Annotated in this window: 25 protein-coding genes; 13 read left to right on the top strand and 12 right to left on the bottom strand. The window is 72.5% G+C overall.

Annotated features, from left to right (window positions below; translation table 11 throughout):
- Positions 1-18: 18 nt before the first annotated feature.
- Complete coding sequence (locus tag ACZLKG_RS03230) at positions 19-1941, bottom strand: peptidoglycan DD-metalloendopeptidase family protein (protein ID WP_463647939.1); 1923 nt, start codon at positions 1939-1941, stop codon at positions 19-21.
- Positions 1942-2584: 643 nt separating this feature from the next.
- Here ACZLKG_RS03230 and ACZLKG_RS03225 point away from each other — a divergent pair.
- Entirely contained in the window at positions 2585-3073 is a 489-nt protein-coding gene (locus ACZLKG_RS03225) for a phage holin family protein (protein ID WP_425707706.1), read from the top strand.
- On the top strand, positions 3070-3378 hold the full coding sequence (locus ACZLKG_RS03220) for a DUF3618 domain-containing protein (protein ID WP_425707705.1): 309 nt from the start codon (positions 3070-3072) through the stop codon (positions 3376-3378). The genes ACZLKG_RS03225 and ACZLKG_RS03220 overlap by 4 nt, the downstream gene beginning before the upstream one ends.
- A gap of 115 nt (positions 3379-3493) precedes the next feature.
- Here the strand turns inward: ACZLKG_RS03220 and ACZLKG_RS03215 are convergent, their stop codons facing one another.
- Positions 3494-3709: a BldC family transcriptional regulator gene (locus tag ACZLKG_RS03215; protein ID WP_425707917.1), complete on the bottom strand. Its 216-nt coding sequence runs from the start codon at positions 3707-3709 to the stop codon at positions 3494-3496.
- A gap of 378 nt (positions 3710-4087) precedes the next feature.
- On the opposite strand from ACZLKG_RS03215, the gene ACZLKG_RS03210 reads away from it, so the two are divergent.
- Complete coding sequence (locus ACZLKG_RS03210; protein WP_425707704.1) at positions 4088-4279, top strand: DUF3073 domain-containing protein; 192 nt, start codon at positions 4088-4090, stop codon at positions 4277-4279.
- Positions 4280-4514: 235 nt separating this feature from the next.
- Here ACZLKG_RS03210 and purM read toward each other — a convergent pair whose 3' ends face one another.
- From purM to ACZLKG_RS03190, 4 genes are all read right to left on the bottom strand, one after another.
- Positions 4515-5729, bottom strand: a complete 1215-nt coding sequence (gene purM / locus ACZLKG_RS03205; RefSeq protein ID WP_463647938.1) for a phosphoribosylformylglycinamidine cyclo-ligase — start codon at positions 5727-5729, stop codon at positions 4515-4517.
- Positions 5726-7186 carry an amidophosphoribosyltransferase gene (gene purF / locus ACZLKG_RS03200; RefSeq protein WP_463647937.1) on the bottom strand — a complete coding sequence of 487 codons (1461 nt, stop codon included), beginning with the start codon at positions 7184-7186 and terminating at the stop codon, positions 5726-5728. The genes purM and purF overlap by 4 nt, the downstream gene beginning before the upstream one ends.
- Before the next feature lie 272 nt (positions 7187-7458).
- Complete coding sequence (locus ACZLKG_RS03195; protein ID WP_463647936.1) at positions 7459-7998, bottom strand: hypothetical protein; 540 nt, start codon at positions 7996-7998, stop codon at positions 7459-7461.
- A gap of 184 nt (positions 7999-8182) precedes the next feature.
- Complete coding sequence (locus ACZLKG_RS03190) at positions 8183-8953, bottom strand: SDR family NAD(P)-dependent oxidoreductase (RefSeq protein WP_463647935.1); 771 nt, start codon at positions 8951-8953, stop codon at positions 8183-8185.
- Between the two features lie 269 nt (positions 8954-9222).
- Between ACZLKG_RS03190 and ACZLKG_RS03185 the strand changes: the two genes are divergently transcribed.
- The 7 genes from ACZLKG_RS03185 to ACZLKG_RS03155 all read left to right on the top strand — a co-directional run bounded on the left by ACZLKG_RS03185 (position 9223) and on the right by ACZLKG_RS03155 (position 14960).
- The gene (locus ACZLKG_RS03185; RefSeq protein WP_425707699.1) at positions 9223-9777 is read left to right on the top strand and encodes a GNAT family N-acetyltransferase; all 555 of its coding nucleotides are present in this window, start codon (positions 9223-9225) and stop codon (positions 9775-9777) included.
- Positions 9778-10004: 227 nt separating this feature from the next.
- The gene (locus ACZLKG_RS03180; protein ID WP_463647934.1) at positions 10005-11075 is read left to right on the top strand and encodes a LacI family DNA-binding transcriptional regulator; all 1071 of its coding nucleotides are present in this window, start codon (positions 10005-10007) and stop codon (positions 11073-11075) included.
- Entirely contained in the window at positions 11072-11965 is an 894-nt protein-coding gene (locus tag ACZLKG_RS03175) for a ribokinase (RefSeq protein WP_463647933.1), read from the top strand. The genes ACZLKG_RS03180 and ACZLKG_RS03175 overlap by 4 nt, the downstream gene beginning before the upstream one ends.
- Before the next feature lie 36 nt (positions 11966-12001).
- Entirely contained in the window at positions 12002-12475 is a 474-nt protein-coding gene (locus ACZLKG_RS03170; protein ID WP_463647932.1) for an RpiB/LacA/LacB family sugar-phosphate isomerase, read from the top strand.
- 62 nt (positions 12476-12537) lie between these two features.
- On the top strand, positions 12538-13992 hold the full coding sequence (locus tag ACZLKG_RS03165) for an Nramp family divalent metal transporter (RefSeq protein WP_425707695.1): 1455 nt from the start codon (positions 12538-12540) through the stop codon (positions 13990-13992).
- Positions 13989-14414 carry a hypothetical protein gene (locus ACZLKG_RS03160; RefSeq protein WP_425707694.1) on the top strand — a complete coding sequence of 142 codons (426 nt, stop codon included), beginning with the start codon at positions 13989-13991 and terminating at the stop codon, positions 14412-14414. Before ACZLKG_RS03165 ends, ACZLKG_RS03160 begins: the two co-directional genes overlap by 4 nt.
- A 108-nt stretch (positions 14415-14522) precedes the next feature.
- Positions 14523-14960, top strand: a complete 438-nt coding sequence (locus ACZLKG_RS03155) for a PPC domain-containing DNA-binding protein (RefSeq protein ID WP_425707693.1) — start codon at positions 14523-14525, stop codon at positions 14958-14960.
- 141 nt (positions 14961-15101) lie between these two features.
- On the opposite strand, the gene rpiA is transcribed toward ACZLKG_RS03155, so the two are convergent.
- From rpiA to ACZLKG_RS03125, 6 genes are read right to left on the bottom strand one after another with little or no spacing between them, the layout of a single operon-like run.
- Positions 15102-15881: a ribose-5-phosphate isomerase RpiA gene (gene rpiA, locus ACZLKG_RS03150; RefSeq protein WP_463647931.1), complete on the bottom strand. Its 780-nt coding sequence runs from the start codon at positions 15879-15881 to the stop codon at positions 15102-15104.
- Between the two features lies 1 nt (position 15882).
- The gene (locus ACZLKG_RS03145) at positions 15883-16626 is read right to left on the bottom strand and encodes an HAD family hydrolase (protein WP_463647930.1); all 744 of its coding nucleotides are present in this window, start codon (positions 16624-16626) and stop codon (positions 15883-15885) included.
- On the bottom strand, positions 16623-18143 hold the full coding sequence (gene xylB, locus ACZLKG_RS03140; protein ID WP_463647929.1) for a xylulokinase: 1521 nt from the start codon (positions 18141-18143) through the stop codon (positions 16623-16625). Before xylB ends, ACZLKG_RS03145 begins: the two co-directional genes overlap by 4 nt.
- 39 nt (positions 18144-18182) lie before the next feature.
- The gene (locus tag ACZLKG_RS03135; protein WP_463647928.1) at positions 18183-19619 is read right to left on the bottom strand and encodes an aldehyde dehydrogenase family protein; all 1437 of its coding nucleotides are present in this window, start codon (positions 19617-19619) and stop codon (positions 18183-18185) included.
- Entirely contained in the window at positions 19616-20620 is a 1005-nt protein-coding gene (locus ACZLKG_RS03130) for a C-terminal binding protein (RefSeq protein ID WP_463647927.1), read from the bottom strand. The genes ACZLKG_RS03135 and ACZLKG_RS03130 overlap by 4 nt, the downstream gene beginning before the upstream one ends.
- 19 nt (positions 20621-20639) lie before the next feature.
- Complete coding sequence (locus tag ACZLKG_RS03125) at positions 20640-21914, bottom strand: fumarylacetoacetate hydrolase family protein (RefSeq protein ID WP_463647926.1); 1275 nt, start codon at positions 21912-21914, stop codon at positions 20640-20642.
- Between the two features lie 70 nt (positions 21915-21984).
- Here ACZLKG_RS03125 and ACZLKG_RS03120 point away from each other — a divergent pair, with 70 nt between their 5' ends.
- The 3 genes from ACZLKG_RS03120 (at position 21985) to ACZLKG_RS03110 (ending at position 25404) form a co-directional block, all read left to right on the top strand.
- Complete coding sequence (locus ACZLKG_RS03120; protein ID WP_463647925.1) at positions 21985-22833, top strand: FadR/GntR family transcriptional regulator; 849 nt, start codon at positions 21985-21987, stop codon at positions 22831-22833.
- Between the two features lie 8 nt (positions 22834-22841).
- Positions 22842-24329 (top strand): aldehyde dehydrogenase (NADP(+)), encoded by a 1488-nt coding sequence (locus tag ACZLKG_RS03115; RefSeq protein WP_463647924.1) that lies wholly within the window; start codon positions 22842-22844, stop codon positions 24327-24329.
- A gap of 136 nt (positions 24330-24465) precedes the next feature.
- Complete coding sequence (locus tag ACZLKG_RS03110) at positions 24466-25404, top strand: serine hydrolase domain-containing protein (protein ID WP_463647923.1); 939 nt, start codon at positions 24466-24468, stop codon at positions 25402-25404.
- Positions 25405-25415: the final 11 nt, after the last annotated feature.

Here is a 25415-nt window from a genome sequence, read left to right as displayed (position 1 = left end):
TCAGGACGGGAGCGCCGCTCAGGAGAAGCGGTAGATCCCGAGCGTGTCGGACCCGTCGCCGTCCCAGTCGCCCACGTAGGTCTCGTCGGCGGCGCGGCCGTAGTCGATCTGCGTGTCGGCCCAGCCGGACTCCATGGAGTTGCGCACGAAATAGGTGAACCCGCGGCGCACGGCGAAGGTGTCCTCGCCGTCGGCGTCCCAGTCGCCCACGTACACGTCGTCGCCGGCCCGGCCGTAGGTGAGCTCGGCGTCGGCCCAGCCGGACTCCATCGTGTTCGACACGAAGAACTCGTTGCCGCGCCGCACGGTGAACGTGTCGATGCCGTCGCCGTCCCAGTCGCCCACGAGCACCTCGTCGCCCGCGCGCCCGTACTGCAGGACGACGTCGGCCACGCCCGAGGTCAGCGAGTTGCGGATGTGGAACTCGTTGCCGCGCCGCACGGCGAAGGTGTCCGTGCCGTCGCCGTCCCAGTCGCCGACGTAGACCTCGTCGCCCGCGCGCCCGTAGGTGAGCTCGACGTCGGGCTGGCCCGGGGTGTTGTTCTGGCGGATCCGGTACACGGCGTCGCGCCGGTAGGCGATCGTGTCGGTGCCGTTGCCGTCCCAGTCGCCCACGTAGAACCGGTCGTAGTAGCTGCCGAAGCTGAAGATCGAGGTCGCGCTGGTGGTGAAGGTGTTCGCGAGGAAGAACCCCTCGTCGATGCCGTGCCGCACCCCGGTCGTGACCGCGACCGTCGAGTGGTGCAGCCAGCCCGACCTCGAGCCGGACGTCACGCGGTACCAGCCGTCGATGAGCGCGTCGACGACCTCGATCCGCGCCCCCGACGCGAGCGAGGCCACGTGGTTGTCGTCCGCGAAGGCGCGTGACGAGCGCAGGATGGTGGCCGCCGTCGTGCGGGCCTGGGGCTCGCCGGAGCGCACCGGGGAGACGTTCGAGGCGTGCGCCCAGCCGGTGACCCCGTCGTTCGCCCGGACGCGCACCCAGTCGCCGGTCTTGTCCCCGGGCCAGCCGGTCATCGGCGTGAAGTGCGTGGCGGTGGTGAGCACGCGGGCGCCCGACGACGCGGAGGCGCGGATCGGCGTCGATCCGATGGCGTAGTACTGGCAGGTCGCGGGCGTCTCCATCGGGACGGCGCGCACGGCCGCGGCCCGCAGGTCGACGCCGCGGCCGGCGAACCAGGCGATCGGCTCGACGCGGGTGCCGCGCAGGTAGGCGTCGAGCCAGATCTCGAGGTGGAGGTGCGGGCCGGTGGACACGCCGGTCGATCCGACGTCGGCGATCCGCTGTCCGGCGCGCACGGTGTCCCCCACCCGCACGTACCGGTCGCGGTCCAGCGTGTGGGAGTAGCTGGCGAAGACGTGCCGGCCGTCGATGGTGTGCCGCACGAGCAGCCACTCCCCCGCGACCGGGTCGTTGAGCTGGTTGACGACGACGCCGTCCGCGATCGCGTACAGCGCCGTGCCCGCGGGGGCACCGAAGTCGACGCCGCCGTGGCTGGTCGAGCCGTACCTGATGGGGATGCAGCGCGGCCCCATGTAGGAGGTCAGCGCGTACGTGCTCGTCCCCAGCGGCCCGACGACCCCGCGGTTCCCCGCGGGTGGGGCGTCGACCTCGGCCAGCGGTCCCGCGGTGATCGGGGCGGTGCTCTGCGTGCGCGGGACGAGCTCGCCCTCCCGGATCGGGTCGTCCGAGGGGGCCGGGTTCTCGGGCAGCTCGTCCGTCTGGTCCTCCGGCGCCGGGACCGTGGTGGGTTCCTCGGTGCCGTCGGAGGTGCCGGTGCCGTCGGAGGTGCCGGGGTCCGCGGCGGCGGGGCCGGCGAGCGAGAGGAGCAGACCCAGCCCGACGGCGGAGCTCAGGCCGGTCAGGCGTGGTCGCCCACCGGAGCCGGTCAGTCGTCGTCGCCCTGGGCGGGCGGTCGGGGAAGGAAGGGAAGAGCGCACGGTGGACCTCGGGTGGCCGGGAAGGGGGGAGCCGGGGACAGCGTGCCACCGTCACGGCAACGGGAAGTCGTTATGCGTGCCCGGTCGCCGAGTGTTCATCCCCCTCGCCGACGGACGAGCGCCGTCCCTCCCCGCGAGTGAGCGCGAATCTGCCCGGCACGTGCAGGTCGGCACCTGGATCGAGAGTCACCACCGGTGACGGACCAGTCTCGACGCGCTGGCCGCGCCCCCACCCCGACCGGTGCCACCGCCGGCCCCGACTCAAGGCGCCCTACGCCGCCGTCACACTGAACACCGCGAGCGACGGCCAGCGACTCCACACAGGTTGACACCGTGCGACAGCCCGTGCACTCGTCATTCTTCCCCTGGTCTCGTCGGCAGGCACGGCCGAACGGCAGCGGGCGATCGCAGATCCGCGGTCCCGGGCACGCACGGCCCACCGACGGTCGCGCGCGCCGACGCCGGCCGGACGAGAGGCGAGCACCATGGCCGACGTGCGTCGCGGCGTCGGCGGACTGACGCTCCAGTCGTCACCGACGTCGTTCCTGTTGGGGTGGAGTGACCTCCCGCATTACGCTGAGCGGGATCAACGCCGGCGGCGCGTTCCGCGGCCGGTGACACGACACGGAGGAGCTGATCCACGGTGAGCCAGTCCGACCTGGGGGGCGTCGACCCCACGGAAGCACGCCGGGCCCCGGGGTTCGCCCCGAACGCGCCCGCCGAGGAGCCGTCGATCGGCGAACTCTTCAGTCGTATGTCGCAGCAGGTCAGCGCGCTGGTCAAGGGCGAGATCAACCTGGCCAAGGCACAGGCCACCGAGAAGGTCGCCAAGATCTCGAAGGGCGCGATCTTCCTCGCGATCGCCGGCGTGCTCGCGCTCTACGGCCTCGGCATGGCCTTCCTCACCGCGACCTGGGGGATCGCCGAGGCGCTGCCCCTGTGGCTGTCGGCGCTCATCGTCACGGTCGGGATCTTCCTCGTCGTCGGGATCCTCGCTCTCGTGGGCATCAAGACGCTCAACAAGCACAAGCAGTACACCGTTGCGCCGCAGGAGGGCCTCAAGGAGGACGTCGCGGCCGTGAAGAAGGGGCTCGGCAATGACACGACCTCTGACGAGGAGGTTCAGCGATGACCGTTGAGACGCCGGGCGAGCGACCGGACAAGAAGCAGACGGCCGAGGAGATCCAGGCCGAGATCGAGCGCGCCCGGGCGGACCTGACCTCCACGGTCGGCGAGCTGTCCTACAAGCTCGACCCCAAGCGCCAGGTGGAGGCCGCCAAGGCCGGGGCCAGGGACGCCGTGGGCGGCATGAAGGACAAGGCCACCGGGTTCGCCAAGGGCGTCAAGGAGGGCGACTCCGGGGCGCTGGCGGTCGCCGGCGTCGCGGCCGCCGTCGCGGGCGTGTTCGTCATCGCCGCGATCCGCGGGAAGAAGTAGCGCGGCTCCGCGCAGTACCGGCGCTCCGCGGCACCCCCGCGCAGCCCGGCAGAACAGACCGAAGGGCCGGCCCGGCGTCGAGAGACACCGGGCCGGCCCTTTGCGTGCGTCGGGCTCAGCCGGCCTCGCGGTCGAGCCGCGCGGGATCGATGCCCGACTCCCGCATGAGCTGCGCGACCTGGTCGCGACGGAAGCGCCGGTGCCCGCCCAGCGTGCGGACCGCGTCGATCTTCCCGGCGTTCGCCCAGCGCGTGACGGTCTTGGGATCCACGCGGAAGTACCCGGCCACCTCCCCGGGCGTCAGCAGATCCTTCGGCGGCGTCGCGTCCATGTTCTCCACCCCTCGGTCCTCGTGGCCGCACCCGTCCCCGCGGCCCCATCCGTTCCTCCCCATCATTGCCCGCCGCTGCGCCGGACGCCTGGGCCGATGGTCCCGACAATTGGGACGTGGACGATCGGCACGCACCTTCGCGCGCCCTGAGCGCGACACGGCGCCCGCCCCCGACGACGCGCCCGCCGCACCGACGGCCACCGCCCGGCACGTTGCTCGGGTGTGCCCCTCGGGTGTGCCCTACGACGCCCTGTCCGGAATGGGCACCTGCCCGGGCGGCGGGGTACGGTGGCCCCACGACAGATACTTGACCACTCAGCCGGGACCCCATCGTTCGCGATGCTTGCCCCGGTTCCTACGTTGGAGGGGGTCGGCTCCATGGGGCGCGGCCGTCAGAAGGCAAAGCAGACCAAGGTTGCCCGCGAGCTGAAGTACTTCAGCCCAGCGACCGACTACGCGGCACTCGAGCGTGAGCTCGCGTCCCGGGGTGACGGTGGCGACGACCAGCGGTCGTACGAGACCACTCCGGCGGACGACGACGAGTGGGACGGCTACTCGGCCCGTTCCTGACACCGGACGCCCGGCACCTGTCGGGCGACGTCAGGACGGGCGGAGCGTGAGCACCACGGTCCGCCGGTAGCGCACACGACATCCACGGCGTCTCGGCGCCGTGGCTCCGTCGTGCCCGTGACCAGGGCACAAACCGGACCATGCCCGACGACGGCGAACCGCACGCGTCGGCCGACAGTAGTCCGCTCACTCGTCCGGCGTACGGGCAGAAAGCCCCTCACTCGTGGGACCGGGGTCAGCCGGCGCGGTAGCTCCCGCGCAGGTGGACGGCGCCGCCGGCCACGCCCTTCGTCCCGCTGACGACGCGCGCGCCGTCCGGCACCGCACCGGGGTCCTCGCCGATCTCGCCGATCACCCGCGTGGGCACTCCCGCCGCGTCGAGCAGGGCCGTCGCCTCGTCGACGCGCTCGGGCGCGAGGACGGCCACCATCCCGACGCCGAGGTTGAGCGTGCCCTCGAGGTCGTCCCAGGGGACGCGGCCGAGCGCCTGCACGAGCCCGAAGACCGGCGGCACCTCCCACGCGCCGCGGTCGACGTCGGCCACGAGCCCCGTCGGCAGCACGCGCGCGAGGTTCGCGGCGAGACCACCCCCGGTGACGTGCGTGAACGCGTGCAGGTCCGCCCCCAGCGCGCGGGCGAGGTCGAGCGACGGCCGCGTGTACAGCCGCGTCGGCTCGAGCAGTTCCTCGCCCAGGGTGCGACCGAGCTCGGGCACGTCGCGGTCGAGCGCCCAGCCGGCCGTCTCCACCACGCGCCGCACGAGCGAGTAGCCGTTCGAGTGGAGCCCGGAGGAGGCCATGGCCAGCAGCACGTCGCCGGAACGGACCCGCTCGGGGCCCAGGACGTCGTCGGCGTCGACCGCGCCGGTCGCCGCGCCGGCCACGTCGTACTCGTCCGCAGCCATGAGCCCCGGGTGCTCGGCGGTCTCCCCGCCCAGCAGCGGCACGCCGGCCACCTCGCAGGCGGCGGCGATCCCGCGGACGATGTCGGCCACGCGCACGGGGTCGACCTTCCCGCACGCGATGTAGTCGGTCATGAGCAGCGGCGTCGCGCCGACCACCACGATGTCGTCGACGACCATCGCCACGAGGTCCTGCCCGATCGTGTCGTGGACGTCCATGGCTCGCGCGATCGCGATCTTGGTCCCGACACCGTCCGTGGAGGTCGCGAGCAGCGGCCGCCGGTAGTCCTTGAGCGCGCTCACGTCGACGAGCCCCGCGAAGCCGCCGACGCCGCCGAGCACGTCGGGCGTGAGCGTGCGCCGCACGGCGGACTTCATCAGCTCGACGGCGCGGTCCCCGGCCTCGGTGTCCACGCCGGCGGCCGCGTAGGTGATCGCCTCGCCGTGCGAGGCCGTGCCCGTCGACGTCGTGCCGTCCGGCGTCGTGCTCCCGATCGGTGGCCGGGACGCGGGGGTGTGCTCCGGCGTCGGGCTCGTGGAGGAGCTCATGCGGAGACCACCGGAGTGAGCGAGGCGTCCTCGTGCGGCACCGGGTAGGCCCCGGTGAAGCAGGCGGTGCACAGGCGATCCGGCGCGATGGCGGTGGCCTCGACCATGCCGTCGACGGAGATGTAGCCGAGCGAGTCGGCGCCGAGGGAGTCACGGATCTGCTCCACGCTCATGCCGTTGGCGATGAGCTCGGCGCGCGTGGCGAAGTCGATGCCGTAGTAGCAGGGCCACTTCACCGGCGGCGAGGAGATGCGGACGTGGACCTCGGCGGCGCCGGCCTCCCGGAGCATCCGCACGAGGGCGCGCTGGGTGTTGCCGCGCACGATGGAGTCGTCGACGACGACGAGCCGCTTGCCCGCGATGACCTCGCGCATCGGGTTGAGCTTGAGGCGGATGCCGAGCTGGCGGATCGTCTGCGTGGGCTGGATGAACGTCCGGCCCACGTAGGCGTTCTTCACCAGGCCCTGCGCGAACGGCAGTCCGGAGGCCTGGGCGTAGCCGATCGCGGCCGGCGTGCCGGAGTCCGGGGTGGGGATGACGAGGTCGGCGTCGGCGGGGGCCTCGCGGGCCAGGACGCGGCCCATCTCGGTGCGCGCGGAGTTGACCGGGCGGCCCGCGATCGTGGTGTCGGGGCGGGCCAGGTAGACGTACTCGAAGATGCAGCCCTTGGGGTCGGCCGGGGCGAAGCGGCTCGAGCGCAGGCCGTCGGCGTCGACGGCGAGGAGCTCGCCCGGCTCGACCTCCCGCACGAACGTGGCACCGACGATGTCCAGCGCGGCCGTCTCCGAGGCCACCGCCCACCCGCTGGGCAGGCGCCCGAGCACGAGGGGGCGGATGCCGTGCGGGTCGCGGGCGGCGTAGAGCGTGTGCTCGTCCATGAACACCAGCGAGAAGGCGCCGCGCAGGAGGGGCAGGACCGCCATGGCGGCGTCACCGAGACCGCCGTCGGAGGGCGGCTCGGTGCCGAGCAGGTGCGAGATGACGGCGGTGTCCGTCGAGGAGCCCTTGCCCAGGTCGCCCGTGAGGTCGGTGCCGGAGCGCTCGCTGACGATGTCGAGCAGCTCGTGGACGTTGGTGAGGTTGCCGTTGTGGGCCAGCGCGACGGTGCCGGTCGCGGTGGGGCCGAGCGTCGGCTGGGCGTTGTGCCAGGCGCGGCCCCCGGCGGTGGCATAGCGCGCGTGCCCGACGGCGAGGTGGCCCTGCAGCGACTCGAGCGCCTGGTCGTCGAAGACCTGGGAGACGAGGCCGGTGTCCTTGTAGACGAGGATCGACTCGCCGTCGGAGGTGGCGATGCCCGCGGCCTCCTGCCCCCGGTGCTGGAGGGCATAGAGGCCGAAGTAGGTCAGCCGCGCGACCTCCTCGCCCGGCGCCCACACGCCGAAGACGCCGCAGGAGTCCTGCGGGCCCTTCTCCCCTGGGATGAGCTCGTGCGAGAGCCGACCGTCGCCACCTGCCACGCCCGCAGTGTCTCACGGGGGTAGGTGGCAGCCGCGGGGCGGTCCGGGGACGGACCGCGTACTCCCCTCACCGAGGCGATGGGAGTTCCCTCCGCCGAGACGATGGGGGATCTGCTGAGTCAGCGGGGAGCACCTTCACCGAGTCAATCGGGTATCCATCGAGGCAGTCGACCGCGGGCACTGACTCGGTGGATTGCCCACTGCCTCGGCGTCGGCGGGGAGCGACCGGCTCGGCGTCGGCCCGGGCCTGCGGGCTCAGCGTCGACGGATGGTCAGCGGGTGGCGCGGGCGGCGTCGGCGAGCGGGACACGCTCCCCCACCTCGACGCCGAGGCGCCCGGCCAGCTCCGCGCTCGTGATCCGCGCCGTGAGGTCGCCCTGCTGGAGCAGGAAGCTGACGTCGAGGATCTCGTAGCGCAGCCGGCCGTCCGCGAGCGCCTCGGCGAACCGCGACCCGCCGGGCGCGAACCGGCACTCGACGAACGCGAAGGTGCGTCGTGCGTCGTCGGCGTGGTCCCAGGCGCGCACCGAGGCCACGACGTCGGCGACCGCCTGCCCGTACCGCTCGACGTTGCCGCGCACCGCATCGGCGACCGTGGCCGCAGCGCCGCCGAGCAGCTCGAAGCCGGGCCAGCCGGAGGTCACGGCGCGCGCCACGAGGTCGTCCCAGCGCACGTCACCGCCGGCGGTGACCTCGACTCCGCCGCACTGGGCGAGGTCGTTCGGGTCGCAGGCAGAGTCGTCGACGACGATGGTCAGCCCCTGGGCGGAGGGGTTCGACGTCGTCGGGGGCGTTGCCGGCGTGGTGGCCATGGCTCCATTGCACGCCGACGGCCCGCGCGGCCGCAAGGGGCGTAGCGCGGACCGACGGGCGCCGGCCACGACGTCGGGGCCCGGGGAGCTGGGCTCGACGTCGGGGCCGTGGCTCGATGCCGGGCTCGGGGCTCGGGGCTCGACACCGGGGCGCTGGGCTCGTCGTCCGGCCCGCGGCGCCGCGTCACATCGCGGTGTAGCCGCCCTCGAGCATGACGGTGCCGCCGGTCATGAAGTCCGACGCCGGGGCCGCGAGGTAGAGGACGAGGTCGGCCACCTCGACGGGCTGGCCGAAACGCCCGAGCGGGATCTTCGCCTTCATCGGGTCGCCCTTCTCGGGCGGGCCCCAGACCTGCTCGCCCATCGGCGTGAGGATCACGGTGGGAGCCACGGCGTTGACCTGGATGTTGTGCGGCCCGAGCTCGCCGGCGAGCACCTTGGTCAGCGAGATCAGCCCGCCCTTGGAGGCGGCGTAGGCGGCGTGGTCGTCGGCGGCGATGACACCGGTCTGGGACGCGATGTTGATGATCTTGCCGTGCCCCTGCTCGATCATGCTCGGGGCGATCTCCTGGGTCAGGGCGAACGGGGCGGTGAGGTTGACGGCGAGCGTCGCGTCCCACTGCTCCTGCGTGAGCTCGGTGTAGGGGGCGATGTGCGCGACGCCCGCGTTGTTGATGAGGACGTCGACATGACCGAAGATCTCGAGCGCCTTCCGGCCCAGCTCGCGCGCGCCGGCCGGGGTGGTGAGGTCGGCGGGCACGAGGTGTGCGGAGCGGCCCTTGGCCCGCACGGCCGCGGCGGTGTCCTCGAGCGCCGCCTCGTCGCGGCCCGAGAGGACGAGGTCGGCACCTGCCTCGGCGAGCACCTCCGCGATCGCCTCCCCGATACCGCGCGAGGCCCCCGTGAGGACGACCTTCTTGCCCTCGAGCGAGAACCGGGTCCTGATGTCCGACATGCGTACTCCTTCGTCGCAGCGTCGGTCCGCCGGACGGGCGTCGTGCGGCCCGGCGGACGCGATGGTCGCGCCGGGCGTTCAGGGGATGGACCGGTCCGGTCACGGATCACGGTCGCGAACCTCGGTCGGCTCGGCGTGCGGCGAGATTATGACTCGCGCGGCAGACGTGTCCACACGGTGCTCACATGCGCGTCACGATCAGGTCTCACGCGGGTGGGGGGCGGGGCGATAACCGGGTAGGGACCCCACGGGTGTCGCACAATCGGGGCATGCCCGACGTCGACCTCCCGTTCCGCACCGCCGCCGGCGAGCGCGTGGTGCTGCGCAAGGCGATCGACCGCGACCTCGACGGGCTCGTGGAGCTGCGGTCCGACCCGGACGTACGGCGTCACCTCGGTGGGGCCGTCCCTGCCGAGCGTGTGCGCGACCTCCTGCTCGCCCGCAGCATCTCGTGGTCCACGGAGGGGTCGGGCGAGTTCGTCGTGGCGGACCCGGGGTCCGACGACCTGCTCGGCATGGTCATCCTCGAGCGCCGGTCGGCGCACCGACCCGGCCACGTCCGCGAGGACGGTGAGGAGCTGGAGCTGTCCTACGTGCTGCTGCGCGGCGTCTGGGGCCGGGGGCTCGCCCACGAGGCCGCCTCGGTGCTGCTCCGCGAGGCGTCGGCCCACCTGGAGGACCAGCCGGTGCTCCTCATCAGCCAGACCGACAACACCCGCTCGATCGGCCTGGCGCGGCGGCTCGGGTTCCAGGACTCGGGCACCTTCACCGAGTTCGACGCCGAGCAGTGGCTCGGGAGCGCGCCGCTGAGCACCTGGGCGTAGTGCGGGGGCGTCCGCGACCTTCTACACCCAGTCCGTTACCTCCTCCGCCCAGTTCGCGACCGTCGGCGCCGAGGCAATCGGGTAGGTACCGAGTCAGTCCCCCGCGGCCGCTGACTCGATCGGTACCCGATTGACTCGATGAGTCGCAGCGCGGCACGTCCCGCAGTTGCGCATATTTGCGCATCCGTCGCACCTCCTTGCCCTGCCCGCACGGCGGGTGCACGATCATGCGCAAACGTTCCCGCACCGGTATCGGCGCCGCGGCGGGCCTCGACGAGGAGGATCGGATGGGCATCAGGGAGGTCGCTCGGGCGGCGCACGTCTCCGTGACGACCGCGTCCCGCGCGCTCAACGGCACCGGCCGCGTCGCCGAGACCACCCGGGACCGCGTGCGCTCGGTGGCCGACGAGCTCGGCTACCGGCCCAACGAGCTCGCCCGACAGCTCAAGCGCGGCAAGAGCTCATCACTCGGCATCGTCGTCCCCGACATCACCAACCCCTTCTTCTCCGAGCTGGCACAGGGCGTCCAGGAGGCCGCCGCGCGCTACGACGCCGTCCTCCTGCTCACCGCCACCGGGGCGGACCCGAGCCGCACCGCGGAAGCCATCGCCCAGATGCGCGCCCGCCACGTCGCCGGGGTCGTGCTCGTCGAGGACCGGCTCGACGACGACCGGCTCGTCCGGGCGCTGGACGGCATGCGGTTCGTCGCGCTCGACCGCGAGCTGGACCCGACCCGGGCGACCTCCGTGACCAGCGACCACCGCTCCGGCGGCCGGATGGCGGTCCAGCACCTCGTCGACCTCGGACATCGGCGGATCGCGCACGTCGCGGGCCGCCCGGAGATCGCGGTCGCCCGGGAGCGCTCCGTCGGCTACCACGAGGGTCTCGCTGCAGCGGGAGTCGACGCCGACCCGGCCCTCGTCGTCGAGGCGGACTTCGAGGAGGAGGCCGGCTACCGGGGCACGCTGCAGCTCCTCGACCGCGGCACCGACCTCACCGCGGTCTTCGCCGTCAACGACCTGGCAGCGATCGGTGCCGTCCGCGCGCTCGACGAGCGGGGCCTGTCCGTGCCTCGCGACGTCAGCGTGGTCGGCTTCGACGACATCCACCTCGCGTCGTACGTGCGACCGGGGCTCACCACCATCCACCAGCAGATCGACGAGCTCGGCCGACAGGCGGCCGAGCTGCTGCTCGACGACAAGGAGGGACGCTCCCGCATGCTCGACGTCCACGTGGTCACCCGAGGGACCACCGCACCACCGCCGTCAGGGACCACGCCGCCGGGGAGGACCCGATGAGCGGCACGGTCGTCGTCATCGGAAGCCTCAACGTCGACGAGGTCGCCTCCGTCGACGTCCTGCCCCGTCCGGGCGAGACAGTCACCGCCACCGGCTACGCGACGCATCCCGGTGGCAAGGGCGCGAACCAGGCGGTCGCCGCGGCACGGGCGGGCGCACCCGTGCGCATGGTGGGCGCCGTCGGGGCGGACGACGCCGCCGACCTGCTGCGCGGGTCGATGTCCTCCGACGGGATCGACCTGGACCTGCGCACCGCGGACGGCGACACGGGACGCGCGCTCATCCTCGTCCAGTCCGACGGCGAGAACGTCATCACGGTCGTGCCCGGCACGAATCACATGCTCACCGTCGAGGACGTCACCGCCGCGTGCGCGAACCTCACCGCCGACGACGTCGTGCTCATGCAGCTCGAGATCCCGCTCGAGCTGGTGGCGCACGCCGCGCGACTGGCGGACGAGGCCGGCGCGACGGTCGTCCTCAACGCGGCCCCGGCCCTGCCCTCGCTCCCGCTCGACGGCGTCGACGTCCTCGTGGTCAACGAGCACGAGTGCCTCCGGGTGGCCGGGCGCGCGGAGGACGCCGACCCGCTGACCACCGCCGGTGCCCTGGCCGCGGAGCACGGGCTCACGGTGGTCGTCACCCTCGGCGCACGCGGCGCCGCGCACACCACCGGCGGCGCCCCGGTGGAGACCCCCTCCCCCGCCGTCACCGCGGTGGACACCACGGGCGCCGGCGACAGCTTCGTCGGCTACCTCGCCGCCGCGCTCCTCGAGGGTTCCTCCCTCGGCGAGGCCGTGACCCTCGCCGTGCACGCCGGATCCAGCGCGGTCACCCGGCGGGGCGCCCAGCCCGCCATCCCCTACCGCGACTCCCTCACCACCGGCGCATAACCGCCGCCACCCCCAGCACACACGAAAGGTGCAGACATGCGACTGATCATCGGAGCAGACCACGCCGGGTTCCCCATGAAGGAGACGGCTCGGGCGGTGCTCGAGAAGCTCGGCCACACCGTCGTCGACGTCGGCACGCACTCCGAGGAGCCCGTCGACTTCCCGGACGTCGCCCGCGCCGTCGCCGAGCCGATCCTCGCCGGCGAGGCCGACCGGGGCGTCCTCGTCTGCGGTACCGGGGTCGGTGCCGCGATCGCGGCGAACAAGATCCCCGGCATCCGGGCGACCGTCGCCCACGACACGTACTCCGCCCGGCAGGGGGTCGAGCACGACGACGTCAACGTCATCTGCGTCGGCGCCTGGCTGGTCGGGCCCACCGTCATCGAGCAGGTCGTCACCGAGTTCCTCGCCGCGGAGTTCAGCACGGACCCCGACTGCCGGCGGCGGGTGGAGAAGCTCCACCAGCTGGAGCTGGAGGCCGCGGCCGCCGCCCGGCGTCCCGGCGCCTGACCGGTCCGCCCCCTCCCCTGCTTTCCGTCTTCCCGGCCCACGCCGTCTCGCAAAGGAGCGACATGTCCACCGAGCAGCACTCCCCTCCCGCGGATCTGGAGAACCTCGAGTACCCGGACCCGCCCGAACAGCTGCGCAAGCGGCTGACCTTCACGGCCGCCGTGGCGGTCCTCGGCCCGGGAGCCATCGTGGCCTCGGCCAACATCGGCTCGGGCGAGATGGTCTTCGCCTCCCGCGGCGGTGCCGTCTTCGGCTACGCGCTGATCTGGGCGTTCGTCGTCTCCGCCGTGGCGAAGGCGGCGCTCGCCTACTCCTTCAACCGGTACACGGTCGTCACCGGCGAGCACCCGATGGCCCGCTGGGCCGTCCTCTTCCGCGGTCCGCGGGGCTGGTTCACGCTGCTCATGGGGATCGTCTCGATCCTCGCCGTCCCGTCGTGGGTCGGCGGCATGGGTATCGCTCTCGGGGACCTCATGGCCTCGCTCACCACCGGCAGCGGGGCGCTGTGGGCCACCGGGCTGATCGTGCTGTCCGGTGTCCTGTCCTGGTTCGGGGGCTACGCGCGGCTGGAGAAGGCGCAGACCGTGATCGTCGGCTTCATGCTCGTGGCCATCGCGGTCAGCGTCGTGGTGCTCCAGCCCGACTGGCTCGCCGCGCTCGGCGGGCTCGTCCCCGGCATCCCCGAGTACAACTCCTGGGTCGGCGACACGTACCCCGACATCGCCTCCCGGCCGGTGTGGCTCGAGGTCGCGACCTACCTCGGCGCGGTCGGCGGCGGCACCTACGACTACATCGGCTACGCGGGCATGACGCGCGAGAAGCGCTGGGGCATGCTCGGCCGCGAGGACCAGGTCGCCCTGGGCGAGCGACTCGCCGAGGTGCCGTACAACGGCAAGCTCCCGCTGTCGACCGAGCCCGAGCAGGTCGAGCGCGCCAGGGCCTGGAGCCGGGCACCGCTCGGCGACACCGTGCTCTCGTTCCTCGCCATCGGCGTCTTCGCCACGATGTTCATGCTCAACGGCGCCTCCCTGCTGGCAGCCGAACAGCTCATCCCGGCCGGGAACGACACCCTGACGTTCCAGGCGCAGTTCCTCACGGCCGTCCACCCGACCTTCGAGTACCTCTACATCGTCGCGGTGTTCTTCGCGTTCTTCGGTTCGCTCTACGCCTTCTGGGAGCTGTACACCTACACGGCGTTCGAGACCCTGGCCCCGGTGTTCACGAAGATCCGCGTGCGCGGCACGAACAGCGTGCGCCCGTGGATGTACGTCTACATGCTGATCGCCAGCCTGCTGCTGGTCTGGACCGTCGGGGAGCTCGTCATCATCGTCACCCCGGCATCCGTGCTCGGCGGGCTGCTGACCTCCGGGCTGTTCTGCCTGGTGCTGCTCTGGACGGAGAAGAAGGTCCTCCCGGAGACGCACCGCCTGACCGTGCCGGCTCGCTGGTGGGTGGGGCTGTCGGGGGTCCTGCTCACGGTGCTCGGCATCGTCTCGACCTGGGAGCTGCTCTCATGAGGCCCGGCGCAGCTCTCTCGACCGGCTGCTTCGCGCTCCTGTCGGTGTGGAGCTTCTCCGACGGCGACATGCTGTTCGCCGGTATCTTCGTGGCCATCGGCCTGGCGAACCTCTACCTGTCGCTCCGGCACGGCACGCCGCCGGCGCGGGGTCGTGCGGGGGCCGCCGGGACGACACGCGGCGCGACCGGTGCCGACAGCCCCGTGCGCGTCGCGACCTCGACACGCGACGACGCCGAGGAGGCCCGGATCCGCAAGAACTGGCGGGTCATCGCGATCGGCGGAATGGTGGTGGCCGTGGTCGCCGCCCTGTCGTTCCCGCCGCTTGCGCTGGTGCTGGCGGCGTGCAGCGCCTATGCCGCACACCGGGCGCGCTCCGTGCGTCCGCAGGCGGCCCGCCCGGTCGGCACCGCCGCCAGGTAGACGGAGCACCAGGAACGGCGCGAGCGGGCCGGCCCACGGTGGTCGGCCCGCCCGGTGGCCCCAGACCGGTCCCGGCCACCGAGCATCCCCCACGATCGAAGGAGAGAGATGGAGTACTTCTCAGGACCCGCCCCGACCGCCACGCACGTGGTCCGGCTCGACCCCGGCGACGATCTGCTCGTGTCCCTGCGCGACTTCATCGCGCGGGCGGGCATCACCGACGGCGCCGTGGTATCCGGCATCGGCACGCTCGACCACTGCCGCATGCACATGGTCACGACCACCGGGTATCCACCGGTGGAGGTGTTCCCGGAATGGACCGACACGGCGCTCGAGCTCGTCTCGATGCAGGGCGTGATCGCGGACGGCTTCCCGCACATCCACATGACCGTCTCCACCAAGGACGCCGCCGTGAGCGGTCACCTCGAGGAGGGCTGCCGCATCCTCTACCTGTGCGAGATCGTCGTCGTCGAGCTCGGCGGGCACTCGCTGAGCCGTGAGCCGAACGAGCACGGCGTGCCCCAGCTCCTGGCCAAGAACGGCTGAGCGTCGCCGGGCCGGAGGGCCCACGCACGACGACGGCGCCGCCCACCTTCTGGTGGACGGCGCCGTTGTGGTGTCGGCGGTTCGTGAGCCGCACGCTCGAGGGTCGAGAACCGCACACTCGACGACAGTGGCGGTGGTGCGTCAGGGGCTGGTCAGCCGGAGGCCGTGCGGCGTCGTGGTGGGCCGGCCGGCGGGCGCGTGCTCGCAGGACATGATCGAGACCTCCCCGGACGGGTCGCAGAAGATCACCTCGTCCGCGAGGCCGGTGAACAGGCCGTTCTCGACGACGCCGGGGATCCAGTTGAGCTCCCGGTCGAGCACGAGCGGGTCGTCGATCTCCTTGAGGTGGGCGTCGACGATGAAGTTCCCGCTGTCCGTGATGACGACCTCACCCGCCTGGTCGACCCGCCGGACCAGGTCGACGCCTGCCGGGTAGCCGTGGTGCTGCAGCAGCCGGCCGATCGACCGGCTGGTGGACTCCCACCCGTGCTGGATCACCTCGATCGGCAGCGGGAACGCGCCGAGGCGGTCCTTGAGCTTGCTCGTGTCTGCCACCACCACGTAACGATCCGCGGCGTCGGCCACGATCCGCTCCCACAGCAGGCACGCGCCGCCGCCCTTGATCATGTGGCCGTCGTGGTCGACCTCGTCCGGCCCGTCGACGACGAGCTCGAGGCGGTCGATCTCGTCGAACCCGACGAGCGGCACGCCGAGCTCGAGCGCGAGGTCCTTCGTCGCGTTCGACGTCGGCACGCCGCGGACCTCGAGCCCGTCGGCCACCTTGTCGGCGAGCGCGCGCACGAACCAGTGGCTCGTCGTGCCCGAGCCGAGCCCGAGCAGCATGCCGGGCCGGACGTAGCGCTCGACGGCGGCGATGCCGACCGCCTTCTTCGCCCGGTCCTGCGCGGAGAGTGCGTCCATGTCAGTGCTCCTTGGCGGGGGTGGTGGGGGTGACGTCGTGCAGCTCGGGCACGGCGAGCCCGGGCACGTCGAGGTCGCGGGCGAGGTCGGCGAACCGTTCGATCCGCACGACGTCGGGGTCGACCGGCTCGCCCCAGGCGACGTGCCGGTAGCGGACGCCGGCACCGGCCCCGACCACGACGTCGACGGGGTTGTCGCCCACGTAGACGGTCTCCTCGGGCCGCAGGCCGAGCCGGTCGAGGACGTCGAGCAGGTGCCGCGGGTCGGGCTTGGGGTGCTGGACGGAGTCGCGGCCGAGCACGACCTCCACGACCTCGTCGAGTCCGACGGCACGCAGGACCTCGGTCGACAGGGCGGTCGACTTGTTCGTGCAGATGCCGACCCTGATGCCCGCCCGGCGCAGCGCGGGCAGCACGTCCGCGGCGTCGGCGTACGGGGTCGACAGCTCGGCCGGCGCCGCCGCGTACCGGGCCCGGTACCGGTCGTGGACGTCGCGCACGAACGCCTCGTCCGCCGCACGTCCCGGTGCGACCTCCTGCATGGCGGTGAGCACGAGGTCGTAGGCCCCGTGGCCCATGCCGCGGGCGGCCAGCGCGGGGCCGACCGCGGGCAGGCCGGCCTCCTCGAACGCGCCGGTCAGCGCGGCGGTGACGTCGGCCAGCGTGTCGACGAGCGTGCCGTCGAGGTCGAGGACGACCCCGCGGACCGGCGCGGCGTCGGGAGCGCCCGGGTCGAATGCCGTCACGCGGAGACGCCCTCGGCCGTGCGGGCGAGCTCGTAGACCTCCGTGAGCGCGCCGTGCAGCCTGCGGTGCGCCCCGAAGATGGTCTCGTACCGGGCGTGCCTGTCGGCGTCGGGCACGTAGGCCTTCTCGACCTTGACCTGCGTGAGCGCGGACGTGAGGTCCGCCCAGAGGCCGGTGCCGACGCCGGCGGCGAGCACGGCGCCGTACGCGCCACCCTCGGAGGCGCCGACCTGCGTGACGACCTCGCGGCCGAGGATGTCGGCGAGGAGCTGCAGCCACATCGGGTCGTTGGACACCCCGCCGGAGGCGACGACCTGGTCGCTCTGCAGGCCGGCGTCGACGCAGATCTCGAAGATCCCGCGCATGTTGAGCAGGACACCCTCCATGACGGCGCGGGCGATGTGCCCGACGTCGTGCATCTGGGTGAGGCCGACGAGCGCGGCGCTCGCGTCGGGGGCGAGGTTGGGGGACCGCTCGCCCAGGAGGTAGGGCAGGAAGAGGACGCCGTTCGCGCCGGGCTCGACCTCGCGGGCGAGGCGGACGAGCGTCTGGAAGGACAGCTCCTCGTCGTCGTTGAGCGGCCTGAGCGCGTCGCGCAGCCACTGGAAGGCGCCGCCGGCGCTGTTCGCGTTGCCCATGATGTGCCAGCGGCCCGGCTCGTTGCCGCAGCTGACCTGGACCCGGCCGGCGGGGTTGTCCGGGTAGCGCGAGAGCCCGCCGGCGACGATCCCCGCCGTACCGACCGTGAAGCCCGCGGAGCCCTCCTCGATAAGTCCCATCGCCGAGGTCTGGATGACGGCGTCGCCGCCACCGCCGAAGACGGGTGTGCCGGCGGGGAAGCCCCACGCGGCGGCGATGTCGTCGTCGAGGGTGCCGGTCTGCTCGGTCGACTCCACGACGTCGGGCAGCAGCGCGGGGTCGATGTCGATGGCCCTGAGCAGCTCGAGCGACCAGGTGCGGTTGCGGACGTCGAACAGCCCGGTGCCCGAGGCGTCGGAGACGTCGGTGACGTACAGGCCGGTCATCCGGAAGCGGATGTAGTCCTTGGGGTTGAGCAGGCGGACCATCTTCGCGTAGTTCTCCGGCTCGTGGTCGCGCAGCCAGATGATCTTGCCGCCCGTGTAGCCGGGGAACATGCGGTTGCCGTTGAGCTCGACGAGCTTGTCGAGCCCGCCGACCTGCTCGGTGATCCAGTCGCACTCGGCCGCGCAGCGCTGGTCGTTCCACAGGATGGCGGGGCGGATGACCTCGCCGTCGGCATCCATCGCGGTCAGGCCGTGCATCTGCCCGCACAGGCCGATGCCGGTGATCTCCTTGCCCTTCTCGGGCAGCTGGGCGGCGAGCGCGGTCATCGCCTCGCCGGTGGCGCGCCACCACTCCGCGGGCTCCTGCTCGGACCAGCCCGACCGGAGGTTGATCAGCGGGTAGGTCGCGGTGGACTTGGCGACCACCACTCCGTCGTCGTCGACGGCGATGGCCTTGAAGCTCGAGGTTCCGAGGTCGATTCCGATCAGCATGAGTTGCTCCCTTGCAACGGTGGGTGAGAGGTGGGTCGATCAGTGGGTGTGACGGATCCGCAGGTGCTTGTACTGCAGGTAGCCCTCGAGGCCCTCGCGGCCGTGCTCCGAACCGAAGCCGGACTCGCGGCGGCCGCCGTAGGGGGCGTTGATGATGCCCGCGTCGACGTTGTTGACCGCGACGTTGCCGAAGTCGAGCTCCCGGCCGGCGCGCATCGTCTCCCGGAGGTCGTCGGTGTAGAGGTACGCCGCGAGCCCGCCCGCGACGCCGTTCGCGTGCGCGACCGCCTCGTCGAGCGACTCGACCGCCGCCACGCCGACCGCGGGGCCGAACGTCTCCTCCGTCATGATCTGCGAGTCGAACGGGGCGTCGACGACGAGGGCCGGGTGGCGGAACAGCCCGCCGGAGGGGTGGTCGTCCGCGCCGGCGAGCAGCCGGGCACCCCCGGAGAGCGCGTCGGACACGTGCCGCTCCGTGCGGGCACGGATCTCCTCCATGGTCACCGGACCGACGTCGGCGTCCGGGTCCGCGTAGCCGTCGCCGACGCCGAGCGCGCGGGTGAGCTCGGCCATGCGGTCGGTGAAGTCGGCCATCACGGCGCGCTCCACGTAGATGCGGTTGATCGCGATGCAGATCTGGCCGGCGTTGCGGAACGAGCGCCGTACGGCGCCCGTGGCCGCGAGGTCGAGGTTCGCGTGCCGGGTGACGATCATCGGGCAGCTGCCGCCGAGCTCCATCGTCAGCTGGGTGACGCCGGAGACCGTGCGGAACAGCTTCTGCCCCGTGGCGTTGGAACCGGTGAAGGCGACCTTGGCGATGTCCCGGTGGCCGGCGAGCATCGCGCCGACCTCTCCGGCGCCGTGGACGATGTTGACGACCCCTGGCGGGAAGCCCGCGGCCGTCAGGCACTCCGCCATGACCTGGCCGGCGCCGGGGGTGTGCTCGGAGTCCTTGATGACCATCGTGCAGCCGGCACCGAGCGCGCCGCCGAGCTTCCAGCCGAGCAGCTCGACCGGATAGTTCCACGGCGTGATGGCCGCGACCGGTCCCACCGGCTCGCGCTGGACGACCGAGAGGAAGTCGTTGGACTCGTTCGGGACGGTCTCGCCGCCGATCCGCTCGGCCTCCTCGCCGTAGAAGCGCATGGCCTGGGCGAACTTGCGGACCTCGCCGCGGGCCTCGTTCAGCGGCTTGCCCTGCTCGAGCGTCATGGTGGTCGCGAGGTCGTCGACCCGCTCGAGGGCCACCTCGCCGAGCCGGCGGAGCAGTGCCCCGCGCTCGAACCCGGTGGTGCGGCTCCAGGTGGGAAAGGCGCGCACGGCGGCCGCCACGGCGGAGTCGATGGTGGCCTGGTCGGCGACGTCCGCGACGGCTGCCACCTCGCCGGTGGCGGGGTTGCGGCGCTCGAAGGTCTCGCCGCCGGGCCGGAACTCTCCGTCGATGTAGGCCGAGCAGTGCAGGGGCGTGGTGGTCATCGGGTCTCACGTCCTTCGTCGTCGGGGCGCGGTGCAGGGACGTCCGGGAGGGGGAAGGGGCAGCGCAGCGGCTCGCCGTGGAGCGCCCGCCGTGCCTCGTCGACGGCCAGCACCTGGAGACGTTCCATCGACTCCGTGGAGTAGAAGGCCGCGTGCGGCGTGAGGATGACCTCCGGCCGGGAGCGCAGCGGGTGGTCGGTCGGGAGCGGCTCGGGCTCGGTGACGTCGAGCGCGGCGCCGGCGAGCCTGCCCGAGTCCAGCGCCCGGCCGAGCGCGTCGTGGTCGACCAGGCCGCCGCGCGCGGTGTTGATGAGGAACGTGCCCTCGCCCATGGCGGCGAAGGCCGCGTCGTCGAGCAGGTGGTGGGTGTCCTCGGTCAGCGGCAGATGCAGCGAGAGGATGTGCGCGGAGGCGAGGAGCTCGTCCCAGCCGACGAGGCGGATCTGTTCCTCGTCGAGCGCGCCGGGAGCGAGGTACGGGTCGTAGGCGATGGTCGTCGCACCGAACGCCCGGAGACGCTCGGCGGCCATGCGGGCGATGCGGCCCGCGCCGACGAGGCCGACCACGCGACTCTCCATGCTCGGGATGGGGCCGAGGTCTCCTGCACGCATGGTGCTGCCGTCGTGCAGTGCGTCGTCGAACACGCGCACCCGCCGCACGAGCATGAGCGCGAGCATGGTGGCGTGGTCGGCAACGACGTTTGCCCCGTAGTCGGGCACGTTGCACACCCGCACGCCCGCGGCGGCGGCCGCCGCCAGGTCGACGTTGTCGACGCCGACCCCGTACCGGATGACGACGGCGTCCGGCGCGAGCCGGTCGAGCTCGGCGGCACCCAGCGGGGCGAAGTTGGTGAAGACGACGTGGGCGCCGTCGAGGACCGCGCCGAGGTCGCCGGAGCCGTCCCAGCGCCGGTAGGTCGCCCCCTCGTCCTTCGCGAGGCGTCGCTCGAGGGTCTCGTCGTCGACGGCGGTGTCGGTCACCGCGATGATCTGCTCGCTCATGCGTCAGCTCCTTCGCTCCTCAGCCGGCCCGGTGGAGGTCGCGGACGAGGTCGAGGACGCCGTAGTCCCACACCGGTGCGCTCTCGCTGGGGGTCACCCGATTGGTCAGGGTGCCGAGCTGCGGGGAGCTGATGGAGACGAGGTCGCCCTCGTGGTGGGTGAATCCCTGGCCGGGCTCGCCTCGGTCCTCGGTCGGGGCGAACGGGGTGCCGCAGTACAGGACCAGGCCGTCGGGGTACTGGTGACGGCGGTTGATCGTGTGCGCGCCGAGCTCGCTCACCGGCCGCGAGATGTCCGACTGGGGGGCCGTCGCCTCGAGCTCGAAACCGTCCTCACCGGTGATGCGCATGGTGATCGTCGTGGCGGCGGCGTCCTCCAGCGTGAACGCGTCGTCGAACAGGCGGATGAACGGGCCCAGCGCCGCGGAGGCGTTGTTGTCCTTGGCGAGCGGGAGGAGCAGCGCGCTGGCGCCCTCCATGTCCCGCAGGTTCGCGTCGTTGCCGAGGGTCGCGCCCTTGACCTGTCCGGCGCCGTCGATGACGAGGACGAGCTCGGGCTCGGGGTTGTTCCAGGTGGAGATGCCGGCGATGCCGACGTCGGAGCCGTGGCCGACGCTGGACAGGATCGGCGCCTTCGTGAACACCTCGGGGTGCGTGCCGAGCCCGACCTGGAGGTACTGGGACCACAGCCCGTTCTCGCGCAGCACCTCGAGGGCGGCGAGCGCCTCGGGCGAGCCCGGGCGGATGTCCCGGATCGAGTCGCCGAGCGTCTCCTTGAGCTGGTCGCGCACCGCTGCGGCCTTGGTCGGATCCCCGCCCACGCGCTCCTCGATGACGCGCTCGATCATGCTCCGTACGAAGGTGACGCCCGCGGCCTTGAGCACCTGGAGGTCGACCGGCGAGAGCAGGACGGTCTCGGCCAGCTCCACCGGGCCCTCCGCGCCGCGGCGACGGTCCGCCTCGCGCACGGTGGCGGCGAGGACCTCGTCGAGGTCCCACCGGGTGGGGGCGGAGAGGGTCTCCGTGGCGGCGGCCGCGGTGGTGCCGGCGGCGGCGTCCGTGGCGGCGGCGGCCGTGGCGTCGCCGGCGAGGACGGTTCGTACCCGCGACGCGGGATCGCTCTCCTGCATCAGCTCGGTCATCGTCGGCCCGAGGGCGGTGACGTCGACGAGCGCGTCCCCCGCGACGGCGACGAGGCGCGGGCCCGCGCCCGGGACCCAGATCCGTCCGACCAGCGTGGGGTCGGCGGCGTCGGTGGGCAGGACCTGCGCGGACTGCGCTCGCGGGTCGGACATGGGGCACTCCTCTTCGAGCGTGGCTTCGGGGTGTTTGATGTGCGAGGTGTCCAAACATATGATGATTGACATGAGCCGTCAATCAGCCGCCGACAGCCGGCCCGCGCCGACCCCCGCGACGGGTGGTCTGGCGACGAGCCCGGGCGTGCCGTCTCCCCGGAAGGCATCGGCGCCGACCCCGGTGCGCCCCGCGCGACTGCCGATGTGGCTGGCGGACCAGCTCGAGGAGTCGCTCCTCCACGGCGAGTACCCGGTCGGCTCCCTGATGCCCACGGAGAAGGCCATCGCCGACGACTTCGGCGTGAGCCGGCAGGTGGTGCGCGAGGCCGCCCGGCTGCTGGAGGACCGCGGCCTCGTGGAGATCCGCGCCGGCCGCGGGATGACGGTGATCGCTCCGAACGTCGACTCCATCGTCCAGCGCTTCCGGATGCTGCTGCAGCACGGCCACGCAAGCTTCGAGAAGCTCATGGAGCTGCGCAGGATGACCGAGGTCGACATGGCGACCCTGGCGGCCGCCAACCGGACGGACGACGACGTGGCCCACATGCGCGACGCCATCGCCCGGGCGGCCGAGAACCTCGACGACTACGTGGCCTGCATGGACGCCGACATGGCCTTCCACATGGCCGTCGCGCGTGCGACGCAGAACCCGTTCGTCCTCGCGTTCGTCCAGCCCATCAACCTCGTGCTGCGCGACGTCTACCGCAAGCCCATCGGGTACCTCGCGACGCAGGCCGACACGGTCGCCGAGCACACGGCGATCGCCGACGCGATCGCTGCCCGCGACATCGAGGCCGCGCGCCGGGCGACCTCGGCCCACCTGGGGCGCGTCGTCGACGACGCCGGCACGCTCGTCGACGAGGACGCCGTCGTCGTCGACCCCACCACGATCTCCACCACCGCTCGACCGAAGGAGTAACCAACGCCATGACCTCCGTGAACGAGACCTCGAGGTCCACCGTCGACGCGGCCGTCGCTGCCGCCACCGACGCCGCCCGCGCGTCCGTCCGGGAGAGCTACGAGACCCGAGCCGGATGGCTCGAGGCGCTGGCCGAGACCCTCGACTCCCACGCGCCCGAGCTCATCGCCCTCGCCGACGACGAGAGCCACCTCGGGGAGAAGCGCCTGACCGGGGAGCTCGCCCGGACCAGCGCCCAGCTGCGGCTGTTCGCCTCGGTCGTGCGAGAGGGCAGCTTCCTCGAGGCCACGATCGACCACACCGATCCCTCCGCCACTCCCCCGATCCCCGACCTGCGCCGGATGCTCGTGCCGCTCGGCCCGGTGGTCGTGTTCGCGGCGAGCAACTTCCCGTTCGCCTTCTCGGTCCTCGGCGGGGACACCGCGAGCGCGCTCGCGGCCGGCGCGCCCGTGATCGTCAAGGCGCACGAGGGACATCCCGCCCTGTCCCGCCTGGTGGCGGAGCTCGGCGCGCAGGCGCTCGAGGGCGCAGGTGCGCCGTCGGGACTGCTCCAGCTCGTCGAGGGGCGCGAGGCCGGCGTCGAGCTCGTCCGGCACCCGGACGTGCGGGCGGTCGGCTTCACGGGATCGCTGGCCGGCGGGCGCCACCTGTTCGACCTGGCCTCGCAGCGGCCGGAGCCCATCCCGTTCTACGGCGAGCTGGCGAGCATCAACCCGGTCGTCGTGACGCCCGGGGCCGTCGAGTCCTCGATCGACGAGATCGTCGACGGACTGCTGGGCTCCTTCACGATGGGCGTCGGTCAGTTCTGCACCAAGCCCGGCGTGGTCCTCTCGCCGGCCGGGGCGGACCTGGCCGGCCGCCTCGCGACGAAGGTCGACGCCGACGCGGCGGGTGACCCGGCGTCGCCGCCCATGCTCAACGACCGGATCCGCGCGGGCTTCCACGACCGACTCAGCGGCCTCGCCGGCCAGGAGGGCGTGGACGTGGTCGCGGGCGCGGACGTCGTCGACTCCGAGGAGCGCACCTCTCCGGTGGTGCTGCGGACCACCGTGCAGCGAGTGCTCGAGTCGCCCGAGGTCCTGCTCGAGGAGGTGTTCGGGCCGGCGACGCTCATCGTCGACTACGACTCCGAGGAGGACGTGCGGGCCGCACTGGGGGTGCTGCCCGGCTCGCTCACCGCGACGCTCCACGCCGCGCCTGGTGAGGAGCTCGCTCGCACCCTCGTCCCGGCACTCGGCGAGCGCGCCGGCCGGGTGCTGTTCGGGGGCTGGCCCACCGGCGTCGCCGTGTCGCACGGCCAGCACCACGGCGGCCCCTACCCGTCGACGACGAGCATCCACACCTCGGTGGGGACCACCGCGATCCGCCGTTGGCTCCGGCCCGTGACCTACCAGACGACGCCGGACGACCTGCTGCCCGAGCCGCTGCAGGAGGCGAACCCGCTGGGCATCCCGAGGCGCGTCGACGGTCAGCTCGTGGTGGCGGACCACGCGTAGGCTCCATGACGCGATCGGCGGCGTCGGCGGTGGTGCCCGCTCCGACGGCGCCGCCACGCGCGGGCCGACGCACGACACGCGTCACGACGCCGGCCCCGAGCCGGCCGCCCCTCCTCCTGAAAGCGCAAGGCACTCCATGGACAGCCAGCAGTTCGACGGTCTCGTCGACCTCTTCGAGTCGGCACGGGATCGCGACGGCGACCCGCTCAACATGCACTACCTGCTCATCAAGCAGGGCGAGACCGAGCATCTCCATGCATTCGGCGGACGGACCGAGCGGTCGGACATCCGCTCGCTGTCGAAGACCATCATGGCGCTCCTCACGGGGACGATCGTGGAGAGCCGCGACGACGTCGACGAGGACGCCCCCGTGTGGCCGATCCTCGAGCCGCTGTCCACGCTCACGCGCGAGGAGAATCGGGAGAAGCTGCAGCGGGTGCGGATCAAGCACCTGCTCAACCACACGATCGGTTTCGACGAGGTCCTCATGATGCGCGGCGACATCGCCGACATGGATCCGGCCGACTACCTCGACTACATCGTCAACGCTCCGATCGTGCACGAGCCCGGCACGCACTACCTGTACTCCAACGCCGGCTTCTACCTGCTGTCCATCGTGCTGCAGGAGCTGCTGGGTGAGGACCTCGAGGCCTACGCGGATCGTGTGCTCTTCCGGCCGCTCGGCATCACCGGCTACACGTGGGAGCGGTACGGGAAGTATGTCGCCGGCGCCACGCGGCTCTGGCTGACCCCGCACGACCTGCTCGCCGTCGGCGAGGTGCTGCTCCACGGCGGGCAGGGCATCGTCTCTGCGCGGTGGATCGAGCGGATGAAGCAGTTCACCGACTTCACCCCGGGGGTCGACACCCCGACGAACCCGCTGTTCCGCCGCTGGGCCTACGGGTCCAGCCTCTGGCTGAGCAACCGGCGCGGCATCTTCTTCGGCCACGGGACGGACGGGCAGACCCTCGCGATCGTCCCGGACCGGCAGGCGGTCGTCGTCACGACGGCGCACCAGGTCGACGTCGTGCGCCTCGAGGAGCTCGTCGACAAGGCGATCAGCCTGCTCGACTGAGCGGCAGCCAG

Source organism: Georgenia sp. Z2081 (assembly GCF_055326445.1).
This window is presented reverse-complemented; position numbering and strand designations above follow the sequence as displayed.